Raw genomic sequence first — 15,000 nt, forward strand, 5'->3', positions numbered from 1 at the left:
AACGTGACCAATCGTGCCCACATTGACGTGCGGCTTGGTGCGTTCAAACTTTGCCTTGGACATAGCTGCTAATCCTCTTCAAATTCTCTTGAGCTCAGGCGCTCTTCTTCATGATGGTTTCGGCGACGCTGTTGGGCGCTTCTTCATACGCGAGGAACTCCATCACGTAGGTGGCACGACCCTGCGACATCGAACGCAGGTCAGTGGCGTAGCCGAACATTTCCGAAAGCGGCACATGCGCTCGGATGATCTTGCCGGCCGGGGCATCTTCCATGCCCTGTACGGTGCCGCGGCGGCGGTTCAGGTCACCCATCACGTCGCCCATGTACTCTTCAGGCGTAACCGCCTCGACCTTCATCACCGGCTCGAGAATGACCGGCTTGGCCTTCACCGCACCGTCCTTGAAAGCCATCGAACCGGCAATCTTGAATGCCATTTCGCTGGAGTCGACTTCATGGTAGGAGCCGTCGAAAAGCGTCGCCTTGATGTCGACCATCGGGTAACCGGCCAGCACGCCGTTCTGCATGGCCTCTTCGATCCCCTTGCCGACCGAACTGATGTAGTCCTTGGGCACGACGCCGCCAACGATCTTGTCGACAAACTCGTAACCACCGCCCTCGCCCATGGGCTCGAGCTTGATCTTGACGTGGCCGTACTGGCCACGGCCACCCGACTGGCGAACGAACTTGCCTTCGGCCTCGACTTCCTGGCGGATCGTTTCGCGGTAGGCCACCTGCGGCTTGCCGACATTGGCCTCGACCTTGAACTCTCGCTTGAGGCGATCGACGATGATATCCAGATGGAGTTCACCCATTCCGGAAATGATCGTCTGACCAGACTCTTCATCGGTACGCACCTGGAAGGACGGATCCTCCTGGGCCAGCTTGCCCAGGGCGACGCCCATCTTTTCCTGGTCGGCCTTGGACTTGGGCTCGACCGCCACGGCGATAACCGGATCCGGGAACTCCATGCGCTCGAGCGTGATCACGTCGGACGGATCGCACAGCGTGTCGCCGGTCGTGACGTCTTTCAGACCCACCGCCGCGGCGATATCGCCGGCGTAGACTTCCTTGATCTCCTCGCGCGAGTTGGAATGCATCTGCAGCAGCCGGCCCACGCGCTCCTTCTTGCCCTTGATCGGGTTGAAGACGGTATCCCCGGCCTTCACGACACCGGAGTAAACCCGGAAGAAGGTCAGCGAGCCGACGTAGGGGTCGGTGGCGATCTTGAACGCCAGCGCGGCGAATGGCGCTTCGTCGGTGGACGGACGGCGCTCTTCCTCGTCCTTCTCGTTAAGACCACGGATGTCCTTGACTTCCGTCGGCGAAGGCATGTACTCGACGATCGCATCGAGCAGGGCCTGCACGCCCTTGTTCTTGAAGGCGGTGCCGCACAGAACGGGCACGATCTCGTTGGCCAGGGTCTGATCGCGCAGCCCCTTGATGATCTCGTCCACGCTGAGCTCGCCGCTTTCGAAGTACTTTTCCATCATTTCCTCGGAAGCCTCGGCGGCGGACTCGACCAGCTGTTCGTGGGCGGCCTGCGCCTCTTCAGCCAGCTCGGCGGGAATGTCGCGGGACTCGTAGGTCGTACCCATGTTCTCGACATCCCAGTAGATGGCGCGCATCCGGACCAAGTCGACGACGCCCTCGAAATCCTCTTCGGCGCCGATCGGCAACTGAATCGGCACCGGACGCGCACCCAGGCGCTCCCTGATCTGGTCGACAACGCGCTGGAAATTAGCACCCATGCGGTCCATCTTGTTGACGAACGCCATGCGCGGCACCGAGTACTTGGTGGCCTGACGCCACACCGTTTCGGACTGCGGCTCGACGCCGCCAACGGCGCAGAAAACGGCCACGGCACCATCGAGCACGCGCAAGCTGCGCTCGACCTCGATAGTGAAGTCGACGTGACCCGGGGTGTCAATGATGTTGATTCGATACTGGGGCCATTCCTTGTCCATGCCCTGCCAGAAGCAGGTGGTGGCCGCGGATGTGATGGTGATGCCACGCTCCTGCTCCTGCTCCATCCAGTCCATGACGGCATTGCCGTCATGCACTTCGCCCAGCTTGTGCGAGATGCCGGTGTAGAACAGGATGCGCTCGGTCGTCGTGGTCTTACCGGCATCGATGTGGGCCATGATGCCGATATTCCGATAGCGCTCTATGGATACTTTGCGTGACACGTTAAAACCTCGGTTGCTTTGCTGCTTACCAGCGGTAGTGGGCGAACGCCTTGTTGGCTTCGGCCATCCGGTGGGTATCTTCGCGTTTCTTGACGGCGGAGCCGCGCTCTTCCATTGCATCGAGCAATTCACCGGCCAGACGACGGGGCATGGTGTTCTCGCCCCGCTTGCGGGCCGCGTCGATCACCCAACGCATGGCCAGTGCGTGCTGCCGCTTGGGGCGCACTTCAACCGGCACCTGGTAGGTGGCACCGCCAACGCGACGCGACTTGACCTCGACTGCCGGCGCGACATTGTCGAGCGCCTTCTCGACGGCAGCCAGGGGCTCGCCCTGGCCCTTGCTTTCCATTTCTTCAATGGCACCGTAGACGATGCGCTCTGCGACGGACTTCTTGCCGTCCATCATCACCATGTTGATGAAGCGAGCGATCATTTCACTGCCGAACCGTGGGTCGGGCAGGATGTCGCGCTCGAAATTTGAATGCTTGCGGGACATTGTTTGATTCCGTCAGTTCTTCGGACGCTTGGCGCCGTACTTGGAGCGACCCTGGCGGCGATCCGACACACCAGCGGTATCGAGACTGCCGCGCACGGTGTGATAACGCACACCCGGAAGGTCCTTGACACGACCGCCGCGAATCAGCACCACCGAGTGCTCCTGGAGGTTGTGACCCTCGCCGCCGATATAGCTGGTGACCTCGTAGCCGTTGGTCAGACGAACACGCGCAACCTTCCGCAGCGCCGAATTGGGCTTCTTCGGAGTCGTGGTGTACACTCGCGTGCAGACGCCACGCTTCTGGGGCGAAGCTTCCAGCGCCGGTACGTTGGACTTTTGCTCTTGGGGCCGCCTCGGTTTGCGGACCAACTGATTGATCGTGGCCATAATTTTGGGTATCTCAAGAAAACAAACGACAGGCCGCAAATCCGGCCTGCCGAAGAACGAGAATTCTAAGGGGTAGAGTGGGGCGTGTCAAGCGCTGGCATCGGTGATTTACACCGCGGGGCACTTCGGATGCTGGAGTCGCCCCTAAAACTGAAAATCCGAAATACGAAGCACCAAATCCGAAACAAATTCGAAATCCGAATGACCTAAACGGCTGCCGCCCCACGTCCGGAGCCCGCACCGATTCGTTTAGAACATTCGAATTTCGGTCATTCGTGCTTGTTTCGAATTTGGTGCTTCGAATTTCGAATTTCGCCGAAAGGCGCCATGCCGGGCGTCCCGGCATGGTGAACTTCGGCGTATCTCCTACTCCTCGGCGTCGCCGCCAGTCCCACCAGCCGACTCTTCGGCGGGGGCTTCCTCTGCCGTATCCGAGGCCCTCAGCAGGGCGGCCAGTTCGGCATCGGCCTCTTCGTGCTGTCGCTCCTTGCGGCGCTCGACGGCGATGCGACCGGTGCCGGCCGGAATGAGCCGTCCGACGATGACATTTTCCTTCAGGCCACGCAGGTTGTCGACGGTGCCGCGAACGGCCGCGTCGGTAAGCACGCGCGTGGTTTCCTGGAACGAGGCCGCGGAAATGAACGATTCCGTCGCCAGCGAGGCCTTGGTGATTCCCAGAAGGACCGACTGGTAACGTGGCGGAACCTGGCTGGCCTGCTCCAGGCGCTCGGCTTCTTCCAGGGCGCGGATGCCTTCGACCTGCTCGCCCCTGAGGAAAGTGCTGTCACCCGGCTCGATGATTTCGACCTTGCGCAGCATCTGGCGAATGACCGTCTCGATGTGCTTGTCGTTGATACCCACACCCTGCAGGCGGTAGACATCCTGAATTTCCTGAACCAGGTAGTCCGCCAGCCTTTCGACACCCAGCAGTCGCAGAATGTCGTGCGGATTGGGCTCGCCGTCGACCACGGTTTCGCCCTTGGCCACGTGTTCGCCCTCGAACACCATGACCTGTCGCCATTTGGGAATCAGCTCCTCGTGGGTTTCGCCGTTTTCGTCGGTGATGACCAGTCGCTGCTTGCCCTTGGTCTCCTTGCCGTAGCTGACCACGCCGGAGGCCTCGGCCAATATGGCACCTTCCTTGGGCTTGCGGGCCTCGAACAAGTCGGCCACGCGCGGCAGACCGCCGGTGATATCGCGGGTCTTGGACGATTCCTGCGGAATGCGCGCAACCACGTCGCCGACCTTGATCTCCTGACCGTCGGTGCAGTTGATGACCGCCCCGGCCGGCAGATAGTACTGCGCCGGTTGTTCCGTGCCAGGAATATTGAGCACCTTGCCCTTCTTGTCGAGCAGGCGGACCATCGGCCTGAGGTCCTTGCCCTCCGAGCCACGCTTCTTCGGATCGGTCACGACCTTCGAAGTCAACCCGGTAACCTCGTCGACCTCCTCGGTGACGGTCACACCCGAAATGAAGTCGTGGAAACTGGCCACGCCGGCCAGTTCGGCCACGACGGGGTGGGTATGCGGGTCCCAGTTGGCGACCTGCTGACCGACCTCGACCTTGTCGCCTTCCTTGATATGCAAAAGTGCACCATACGGGATCTTGTAGCGCTCACGCTCGCGGCCGTGGCTGTCGATGACCGACAACTCGCCGGAGCGCGACACCGCAACCAGTTTGCCCTCGACGTTCTCGACGGACTTGAGGTTGTACAGGCGCACCGAGCCGTTGGACTTGACCTCGATGTGGTCGATCGCGACCGAGCGTGAAGCGGCACCGCCGATGTGGAACGTGCGCATCGTCAGCTGTGTACCCGGTTCGCCGATGGACTGAGCCGCGATCACGCCGACGGCTTCGCCCTGATTGACCATCGTGCCACGCGCCAGATCACGGCCATAGCAAGCGGCACAGATTCCGTGGCGCGTTTCGCAGGTGATCGGTGAACGCACGAACACGCGATCGATGCCGTGCTCTTCCAGCGTTTCCACCCACTCCTCGTCGAGCAGCGTACCGCGCGGGCAAAGCACTTCGTCGCTGTCGGCCGGATAGACGTCCTCACCGACCAGACGGCCGAGAATACGCTCACCCAGCGGTTCGACGACATCGCCGCCCTCGACGATCGGCAGCATCTCCAGACCGCGCTCGGTGCCACAGTCTTCCTCGATGACCACCAGGTCCTGGGCCACGTCGACCAGTCGACGTGTGAGGTAACCCGAGTTGGCGGTCTTGAGCGCCGTATCGGCGAGACCCTTGCGGGCACCGTGGGTGGAGATGAAGTACTGCAGGACGTTGAGGCCCTCGCGGAAATTCGCCGTAATGGGCGTCTCGATGATCGAGCCGTCGGGCTTGGCCATCAGGCCGCGCATGCCGGCAAGCTGCCGGATCTGCGCTGCCGAACCACGTGCACCGGAATCGGCCATGATGTAGATCGAGTTCATCGAGTCTTCCTCGACCTCGTTGCCATCGACATCGATACGGACACGTTTGCCGATGCGCTTCATCATCGCGCGCGCGACCTCCTCGTTGGTGCGCGACCAGATATCGACCACCTTGTTGTAGCGTTCACCGGAAGTCACGACGCCCGAGGAGTACTGATCCTGGATGTCGACCACTTCCTTTTCGGCCCGCTCCAGGATGGCCTTCTTCTCGGGTGGGACCTGCAGGTCGTCGAGACAGATCGACACGCCGGCCCGCGTGGAGTAGTGAAAGCCGGTATACATCAACTGGTCGGCGAAGACCACGGTTGTCTTCAGGCCAAGCTTGCGATAGCTCTCGTCGATCAGGCGCGAAATCTGCTTCTTCTTGAGCACCTGGTTGACCAGTTCGAACGGTAGACCCATCGGCAGGATCTCGCGCAAAAGCGCGCGGCCCACTGTCGTTTCGTAGCGGTTGAAGACCTCGGTTTCGTTACCGTCCTCGTCGATCTCGATTTCGCGAATGCGCACGGTCACGGCCGCCTGCAGTTCGACCTGCAGGTTCGAGTAGGCGCGATTGACCTCGGCCACACTCGAAAAAGCCATGCCCTCGCCCTTGGCGCCGGCATTCTTGCGGGTCATGTAGTACAGACCCAGCACGACATCCTGCGTCGGAACGATGATCGGCTCACCGTTGGCCGGAGACAGAATATTGTTCGTCGACATCATCATCGCGCGCGCTTCGAGCTGGGCTTCCAGAGACAGCGGCACGTGGACGGCCATCTGGTCGCCGTCGAAGTCGGCGTTGAAGGCAGTACAGACCAGCGGGTGCAACTGGATGGCCTTGCCCTCCACCAGCACCGGTTCAAAGGCCTGGATGCCCAGGCGGTGAAGGGTCGGTGCCCGATTGAGCAGTACCGGGTGTTCCCGAATGACTTCCTCGAGGATGTCCCAGACTTCCGGTTCTTCACGCTCGACCAGCTTCTTGGCCGCCTTGATGGTCATGGCCAGGCCGCGGCGCTGCAGCTTGGAGAAGATGAACGGCTTGAACAACTCCAGCGCCATTTTCTTGGGCAGGCCGCACTCGTGCAACTTGAGCGTCGGGCCAACGACGATGACCGAACGGCCGGAGTAATCGACGCGCTTGCCCAGGAGATTCTGACGGAAGCGACCCTGCTTGCCCTTGATCATGTCGGCCAGCGACTTCAGAGGGCGCTTGTTGGTCCCCGTGATGGCACGACCGCGACGACCGTTGTCGAGCAGTGCGTCGACCGACTCCTGCAGCATGCGCTTTTCGTTACGCACGATGATGTCGGGCGCATTGAGTTCGAGCAGGCGGCGCAGACGATTGTTCCGGTTGATTACCCGCCGATACAGATCATTGAGATCTGAGGTCGCGAAGCGACCGCCATCGAGCGGAACGAGCGGCCGCAGATCGGGCGGCAGCACCGGCAGAACCGTCAGGATCATGTACTCGGGCCGGTTTCCCGACTCGAGAAACGCTTCCATCAGCTTGATGCGCTTGGACAGACGCTTGATCTTGGTTTCGGAGTTGGTCGCCGAGATCTCTTCGCGAAGCTGGGTCAACTCGCCATTGAGATCGATGTTCTTGAGCAGCTCGTAAACGGCCTCGGCGCCCATGCGGGCGTCGAACTCGTCGCCGTATTCCTGCATCGCGTCGAGGTATTCCTCGTCGGTCAACAGCTGGCCGCGCTCGAGCATGGTCATCCCCGGGTCGAGCACCAGATAGGACTCGAAGTAGAGAATGCGCTCGATGTCCCTGAGCGTCATGTCGAGCATCAGACCGATACGCGAAGGCAGCGACTTCAGGAACCAGATATGCGCCACCGGCGAGGCCAGGTCGATGTGGGCCATGCGCTCACGACGAACCTTGGTCAGCGTGACCTCGGTACCGCACTTCTCACACTTCACACCGCGGTGCTTCATGCGCTTGTACTTGCCGCAGAGGCACTCGTAGTCCTTGACCGGCCCGAAGATGGCGGCGCAGAACAACCCTTCCCGCTCGGGCTTGAAAGTCCGATAATTGATGGTCTCCGGCTTCTTGACTTCGCCGAAGGACCAGGAACGGATCAGCTCCGGGGGAGCCAGCCCGATACGAATTGCGTCGAATTCCGTAACCTGGTTCTGACGCTTGTAGAGATTGAAAAGGTCGCGCACTTGCTGCCTCCTCCTGAGATCAGGATGATTCTTCGAGTTCGATGTTGATGCCCAGCGAGCGGATTTCCTTCACCAGTACGTTGAAGGACTCCGGCATGCCCGCGGTCATCTGATAATTGCCGTCGACGATGGACTTGTACATCTGGTTGCGGCCCTGCACGTCGTCCGACTTGACCGTCAGCATTTCCTGCAGGGTATAGGCGGCGCCATAGGCCTCCAGCGCCCAGACCTCCATCTCGCCGAACCGCTGGCCGCCGAACTGGGCTTTGCCGCCCAGTGGCTGCTGTGTAACCAGCGAGTACGGGCCGGTCGAGCGCGCATGCATCTTGTCGTCGACCAGGTGGTTGAGCTTGAGCATGTACATGTAGCCCACCGTGACCGGGCGATCGAAGGAATTGCCGGTTCGGCCGTCGTACAGGATCATCTGGCCGGTTTCCGGCATGTCGCCCATCTTCAGCAGCTTCTTGATCTCGTCCTCGTCGGCCCCGTCGAAGACCGGTGTCGCCATCGGCACACCGCCCTTGAGGTTCTCGGCCATCTCGGAGATATCGCCGGCCTTGAATTGCTTCATGTCGACGCGGGCGTCCTGGTCGGAGTTGTAGATCTCGCCCAGGAACTTCCGGATCTTCTCGGTCTTTTCGTTGGCCTCGACCATTTTCTCGATCTTGCTTCCCAGCCCGCGGGCAGCCAGACCCAGATGCACTTCGAGAACCTGGCCGATGTTCATGCGCGAAGGCACGCCCAGCGGACTCAGAACGACATCGATCGGCGTACCGTCTTCCATGAACGGCATATCCTCGGTCGGCACCACAGTCGAGATCACACCCTTGTTGCCATGACGGCCGGCCATCTTGTCGCCCGGCTGCATGCGACGCTTGACGGCCAGATAAACCTTGACCATCTTGAGCACCGCCGGCGCCAGCTCGTCGCCGCGGGTGATCTTTTCCTTCTTTTCCTCGAAGCGCTTGTCGAACGCCTTGCGCTGAGCCTCGATCTGGCGAGCGGCCTGCTCGAGCGTTTCCTGCGCATCGTCATTGCGCATGCGCAGCTTGAACCAGTCATCCCGCTTGAGTTCTGCGAGATAAGCCTCGGTGACCTTGGCGCCCTTTTTGAGGCCAGAGGGCCCCTTGTCGGCAATCTTGCCGATCAGCACCGACTCCAGCCGCGCAAAGATGGCGTCTTCCATGATGCGGAGCTGATCGTCGAGGTCCTTGCGGACCCGGCGGATCTCGTCCTTCTCGATCGCGATCGCTCGTGCATCCTTGTCGACGCCCTCACGGGTGAAGACCTGCACGTCGATGACCGTGCCGTCCATGCCGGTGGGCACACGCAGGCTCGTGTCCTTCACATCGGAGGCTTTCTCGCCAAAGATGGCGCGCAGCAGCTTCTCTTCCGGTGTGAGCTGAGCCTCGCCCTTGGGCGTGACCTTGCCGACCAGGATGTCGCCGGCCTTGACCTCGGCGCCGATGTAGACGATGCCCGACTCGTCGAGTTTAGCCAGCGTCGATTCGCCCACGTTGGGTATGTCGCCGGAGATCTCCTCCGAACCGAGCTTGGTATCACGCGCCACGCAGGTCAGCTCCTCGATATGAATCGAGGTGAAGCGATCCTCCTTGACCACGTTCTCGGAGATGAGGATGGAGTCCTCGAAGTTGTAGCCGTTCCAGGGCATGAACGCGACCAGCATGTTCTGGCCCAGCGCCAGCTCACCCAGATCGGTGGACGGGCCATCAGCCAGAACATCCTTCTTCTCGATCACGTCACCCACCTTGACCAGCGGCCGCTGGTTCATGCAGGTGTTCTGGTTGGAACGTTCGTACTTGACCAGGTTGTAGATATCCACACCCGGATCGTTCTCACCCACTTCGTCGTCATTGACGCGTACCACGATACGGCCGGCATCCACCTGGTCGACCATACCGCCACGCAGGGCGACCGTGGTCACACCAGAGTCGGTCGCGACGGCGCGTTCCATACCCGTTCCGACCAGCGGCTTGTCGACGCGAAGCGTCGGCACGGCCTGGCGCTGCATGTTCGAGCCCATCAGGGCACGGTTTGCGTCGTCGTGCTCAAGGAAGGGTACCAGCGAGGCGGCCACGGACACGATCTGACGTGGCGAGACGTCCATGTAGTCGATCTCGTCGGGACGCTTGAGGGTGAACTCACCCTGGAAACGACACGGAACCAGCTCGTCCTTGAACTTCTTCTTGTTGTCCAGATCGGCATTCGCCTGGGCAATCACGTACTCGCCCTCTTCGATCGCCGAAAGATACTCGACCTTGTCGGTTACCTTGCCGGTCTTGACCTTGCGATAGGCGGTCTCCAGGAAGCCGTACTGGTTGGTGCGCGCATAGCACGCCAGAGAATTGATCAGGCCGATGTTCGGACCTTCCGGCGTTTCAATGGGGCAAAGCCGGCCATAGTGCGTCGGGTGCACGTCGCGCACTTCGAACCCGGCACGTTCGCGCGTCAGACCGCCCGGGCCCAGCGCGGAAACGCGCCGCTTGTGCGTGACTTCCGACAGCGGGTTGTTCTGGTCCATGAACTGCGACAGCTGCGAGGAGCCGAAGAACTCCTTGATCGCGGCCGCCACCGGCTTGGCGTTGATCAGATCCTGCGGCGAAGAACCCTCGCTCTCGACGGTAGTCAGGCGTTCGCGCACGACACGTTCGACACGCACCAGGCCGATACGGAAGCTGTTTTCGGCCATCTCGCCGACCGAACGCACACGACGGTTGCCGAGGTGATCGATGTCGTCGACCGTACCGTGGCCGTTGCGGATATCGATGAGCACGCGCAAGACTTCGAGAATATCGTCCCGGTCCAGCACGCCCGGCCCTTCGATTTCCTTGCGGCCCACTCGGCGGTTGAATTTCATGCGACCAACCGCCGAGAGATCGTAGCGATCGGACGAGAAAAACAGATTGTTGAAGAGGTTTTGCGCCGCTTCCTTCGTCGGCGGCTCCCCCGGGCGCATCATCTTGTAGATTTCCCACAGCGCCTCGAGCTCGCTGCTGGTCGGGTCAATGCGCAGCGTGTTGGAAATATACGGGCCCTGGTCGAGATCGTTGACGTAGAGCACGTCGAAGCGCTTGACCTTGGCTTCGCGCATCGCCTCGAGGCTTTCCTCGGTGATCTCGTCATTGGCCTTGGCGACCAGTTCACCGGAATCGGTGTCAACAATGTCATGCGCCAGGATCTTGCCGATGAGATAGTCATCCGGCACATCCAGTGTCTTCACGCCCGCTTGTTCGATGAGTTTGACGTGGCGCGCGGTAATACGCTTGTCCTTCTCAACGATTACCTTGCCGTCTTTGCCGGCAATGTCGAACAGTGCCGACTCGCCGCGCAGGCGCTGCGGCACCAGGTCGATCTTGGCATCACCCTTTCGCAGCGTGACCTTGGTCTTCTCGAAGAAGTAGTCGAGCATTTCCTCTTCGGTCATGCCCAGGGCGCGCAACAGGATCGTCACCGGCAGCTTGCGGCGACGGTCGATACGGGTGAAGATGCAGTCCTTCGGGTCGTACTCGAAATCCAGCCAGGAGCCGCGATAGGGAATAACGCGGGCCGAGTACAGGAGCTTGCCCGAGGAATGGGTCTTGCCCTTGTCGTGATCGTAGAACACACCCGGGGAGCGGTGCATCTGGTTGACGATGACCCGCTCGGTGCCGTTGACGATGAACGTGCCGGTATCGGTCATCAGCGGCAGGTCGCCCATGTAGACGTCCTGCTCCTTGACTTCCTTGACCCGCTTGTTCTTGGCCGGACTGTCCTTGTCGTAGATGATCAGGCGGACCTTGACGCGCAGGGGAGCGGTATAGCTCATACCCCTGAGCTTGCATTCGGTTACGTCGAACTCGGGCTGGCCGAGCTCGTAATTGACGTATTCCAGAGCAGCGTTGCCGGAATAGCTGGTAATCGGAAACACCGAGCTCAGCGCACCGTGCAGTCCGACTTCCTGGCGGTCGCCCTCCGCGACGCCCGACTGCAGGAATTGTTTATACGAGTCGATCTGCGTTGCAAGCAGAAACGGCACTTCGAGCACCTGGGGGTGCTTGCCGAAATTCTTGCGAATACGCTTCTTTTCCGTGAAGGAGTAGCTCATGAGCGTTCTTCCCACCTGGTATTGCATCGGCCGGGACTTGTCATACAATGCTGCCATGGCACCCGGTTACATCCCTGGGCAGCGTCCACTTGCGTGGCACAAACGGGAGCGGGCCGGGCACCTTTTCGGCACCCAGCCCTGCTTCCATCAAACAACTGAAGATGCGGAATGGTTACTTGACCTCGACGGTCGCACCCGCCTCTTCCAGCTGCTTCTTGATGTCTTCGGCTTCGTCCTTTTCCACACCTTCCTTGACCGGCGTGGGCGCGCCTTCGACCAGTTCCTTGGCTTCCTTCAGACCCAGGCCCGTAATGCTACGGACGGCCTTGATGACGCCAACCTTGTTGTCGCCGAAGCTGGCAAGAACCACGTCGAACTCGGTTTGCTCTTCAGCGGCAGCGGCTTCTTCACCGCCGGCAGCGGCGCCAGCAACAGCCACCGGAGCGGCAGCGGAAACACCGAACTTTTCTTCCATGGCTTCGATGAGGTCAACAACCTCCATCACGCTCATTTCGGAAATGGTTTCGAGAATATCGTCTTTTGAAACGGCCATTTTCTTTAAACTCCAAAATTTAGATTAACTTCGATTCAGTTGTGGTGGTTCTGGTCAACTTCAGGCTTCGTTAGATGCCTAAGAAAATAGAAAATAGTGAATAGTAAATAGAGCTATAAGAAACGCCCTGCCCACCATCGAGTTCTATTTTCTATTTTCTATTCACTCATCTCCTTGGTTGTCGAAGCCGCAATTCATTGAGCGACTCCCTGACCAATCGAAACCTCAAAGCCAGACCACTCCACCTCAGGCAGCTTGCTTGCTGTCGCGAACCGCCGCGACCGTGCGAACCAGCTTGGTATGCGGCTCGGCAAGGGTGCGGACAAACTTCTCGATCGGTGCCTTCATGACACCCATCAGCATGGCGATCGCCTGATCGCGCGTTGGCAGCTTGGCCAGGCGCTCGAGTTCACTGGCATCGTGAAGCTCGGCACCGACCGCCACCATGCGGGCAACCAGTTTGTCGTTGTCCTTGGAATAATCCTTGACCAGGCGCGCAGCCGCACCCGGATCCTCCATGGAAAACGCAAACAGCAGCGGGCCGGTCAGGCCCTCCGTCATGCATTCAAAGTCCGTACCCTCAACGGCACGCTTGACCAGCGTGTTCTTGGCAACCTTCAGATACACGCCCTCATTGCGCGCCTTGCTGCGCAACTCGGTCATGTCACTGACGGTCAGCCCACGGTACTCGGCAGCAACCGCAGAGTGTGCAGACTTCGCCGCATCGGCGACTTCCGCCACCACTGCCTTTTTCTGCTCAAGAGTGAGCGCCATTGGCTACCTCCGTTAAGTTCGAATCACCGGGATCCTTCCCGGCAACCCATACAACCCCGGACCCGAAGGCCCGGACCTTGCTGGTGGCCGTTTCTCCCGTACAACCGGGATAATCGGGCGACACCATCTGCGCGGGCGGCTCTTTCGAACCATTACCGTCGCCGGTTTTCACCGGCCTCGACCCGCGGTCTTGGACGGGCGCCTCCCCTGGGGGGAAGCGAACGCCCGACCTTGAAGAGTGTTAAGTGTTAAGTGTGAAGAGGCTGCCGCCTAGTACGCTTTTGCGCCTTGCTAGGTTGTAGCCTTTCTCAACACCTGTCACTCAACACACCAACACACCTCCAAATTTAAATTCATCTGAAGCGTCTAGCGAAGCCGTTCTTCACACTTCACACTGAACACTTCACACTGTCCTTCAAACACTCAGGCTGCTCGTATCAATAGTCAGCCCGGGCCCCATCGTGGTCGATACCGCGACCTTGCGCAGGTACTGACCCTTGGCCGAGGGCGGCTTGGCCTTGACCAGTTCGCCCACCAGCGCCTGCAGGTTCTCGCGCAGGGCGTTGACTTCGAAGTCGGCCTTGCCGATCGTGCTGTGCACGATGCCGCCCTTGTCGTTACGGAACTGCACCTGTCCGGCCTTGGCGTTCTTTACCGCCGTCTCGACGTCGGTCGTAACCGTACCCACCTTGGGGTTCGGCATCAGCCCGCGCGGGCCCAGCACCTGGCCGAGCTTGCCGACCACGCGCATGGCATCGGGCGTGGCGATGCACACATCGAAATCGATTTGCCCGCCCTTGATCGTTTCGGCCAGGTCATCCATACCCACGATATCGGCACCGGCCGCCTCGGCCTTCTCGGCATTCTCGCCCTGGGCGAAAACGGCAACGCGTACGCTCTTGCCCGTACCGTGCGGCAGCACCAATGCGCCGCGAACCACCTGATCCGACTTGCGCGGGTCCACGCCAAGACGAACGGCAACGTCCACCGACTCGGTGAACTTGACCTTGCTCAGCGACTTGAGCAGGTCCAGAGCCTCGTCGATGGAATAGGACTTGCCCGGTTCGATCTGCTCGCGCATTGCGCGAATACGCTTTGATTTGGCCATCACTCGACTCCTTCCACGTTCAGGCCCATGCTGCGTGCGCTGCCGGCAATGGTGCGCACCGCGGCATCCATATCGGCCGCCGTCAGATCGGGCTCTTTCATCTTCGCGATTTCTTCCAGCTGGTCACGGCTGACCGTCCCTACCTTGTTGGTATTGGGCTCGCCGGAACCCTTCTGGATCTTGGCCGCCTTGCGCAGCAGTACCGCGGCCGGTGGAGTCTTGGTAACGAAACTGAAGCTGCGGTCGTTGAATACCGTGATCACGACCGGAATCGGGAGGCCCTGCTCCGTGTCCTGGGTCTGGGCGTTGAACGCCTTGCAGAACTCCATGATATTGACGCCGTGCTGGCCCAGTGCCGGGCCCACGGGCGGACTCGGATTAGCCTGGCCGGCCGGCACCTGCAGCTTGATGTAACCGGTGACTTTCTTAGCCATGTTGTACGATCTCCTCGGGTTCTGGCGCCGGGCCATGTAAGACACTCGGCTCCCCGTATTGGTTCAAATGCCGGGACTGCATATCGCAAGCCCGGGGTTCTCCTTGCTCCTTCGTTCGGCGCCGTGCCGGCCGAAGGGGATCCCGGATCGCGCTTCGCGCGTCCGGGATCGAAAAGCTCTAACGCCGCGCGTTACAGCTTTTCGACCTGCGTGAAGTCCAGCTCCACGGGCGTGGATCGACCAAAGATCGACACCGCCACGCGCAGCCGGCTCTTTTCGTAGTTGATCTCTTCGACCACACCACTGAAATCGTTGAACGGGCCTTCCGTGACCCGGACCATCTCGCCCGGCTCGAAAAGCAC

At 60.4% G+C, this 15,000-nt stretch carries 10 protein-coding genes (1 of these 10 only partly in view); all 10 read right to left on the reverse strand.

The window, feature by feature from the left end; genetic code table 11:
* Positions 1-94 precede the first annotated feature (94 nt).
* Positions 95-2,188, reverse strand: a complete 2,094-nt coding sequence (gene fusA / locus DZK26_RS12405) for an elongation factor G (RefSeq protein WP_116898747.1) — start codon at positions 2,186-2,188, stop codon at positions 95-97.
* A 25-nt stretch (positions 2,189-2,213) separates the two neighbouring features.
* The gene (rpsG, locus tag DZK26_RS12410; protein WP_116898746.1) at positions 2,214-2,684 is read right to left on the reverse strand and encodes a 30S ribosomal protein S7; all 471 of its coding nucleotides are present in this window, start codon (positions 2,682-2,684) and stop codon (positions 2,214-2,216) included.
* 12 nt (positions 2,685-2,696) lie between these two features.
* Positions 2,697-3,071 (reverse strand): 30S ribosomal protein S12, encoded by a 375-nt coding sequence (gene rpsL, locus DZK26_RS12415; RefSeq protein ID WP_116898745.1) that lies wholly within the window; start codon positions 3,069-3,071, stop codon positions 2,697-2,699.
* 366 nt (positions 3,072-3,437) lie between these two features.
* Positions 3,438-7,664, reverse strand: coding sequence for a DNA-directed RNA polymerase subunit beta' (rpoC, locus tag DZK26_RS12420; RefSeq protein ID WP_116898744.1), 4,227 nt, complete (start codon positions 7,662-7,664; stop codon positions 3,438-3,440).
* A gap of 19 nt (positions 7,665-7,683) precedes the next feature.
* A complete protein-coding gene (gene rpoB, locus DZK26_RS12425; RefSeq protein ID WP_116898748.1) occupies positions 7,684-11,769 on the reverse strand; it encodes a DNA-directed RNA polymerase subunit beta in 4,086 nt (1,361 codons plus the stop codon).
* A gap of 172 nt (positions 11,770-11,941) precedes the next feature.
* Entirely contained in the window at positions 11,942-12,322 is a 381-nt protein-coding gene (gene rplL / locus DZK26_RS12430; protein WP_116898743.1) for a 50S ribosomal protein L7/L12, read from the reverse strand.
* Between the two features lie 246 nt (positions 12,323-12,568).
* Entirely contained in the window at positions 12,569-13,096 is a 528-nt protein-coding gene (rplJ, locus tag DZK26_RS12435; protein ID WP_116898742.1) for a 50S ribosomal protein L10, read from the reverse strand.
* Between the two features lie 415 nt (positions 13,097-13,511).
* Entirely contained in the window at positions 13,512-14,204 is a 693-nt protein-coding gene (gene rplA / locus DZK26_RS12440) for a 50S ribosomal protein L1 (protein WP_116898741.1), read from the reverse strand.
* Complete coding sequence (rplK, locus tag DZK26_RS12445; RefSeq protein WP_116898740.1) at positions 14,204-14,638, reverse strand: 50S ribosomal protein L11; 435 nt, start codon at positions 14,636-14,638, stop codon at positions 14,204-14,206. Before rplK ends, rplA begins: the two co-directional genes overlap by 1 nt.
* A gap of 191 nt (positions 14,639-14,829) precedes the next feature.
* Positions 14,830-15,000, reverse strand: the end of a protein-coding gene (gene nusG / locus DZK26_RS12450) for a transcription termination/antitermination protein NusG (protein WP_116898739.1). The gene runs 363 nt beyond the window's last position; the window shows 171 of its 534 coding nt (coding positions 364-534); the start codon falls outside the window, past its right edge; the stop codon is at positions 14,830-14,832.

Source organism: Wenzhouxiangella sp. 15190 (assembly GCF_003417465.1).
Classification (GTDB): Bacteria; Pseudomonadota; Gammaproteobacteria; order Xanthomonadales; family Wenzhouxiangellaceae; genus Wenzhouxiangella.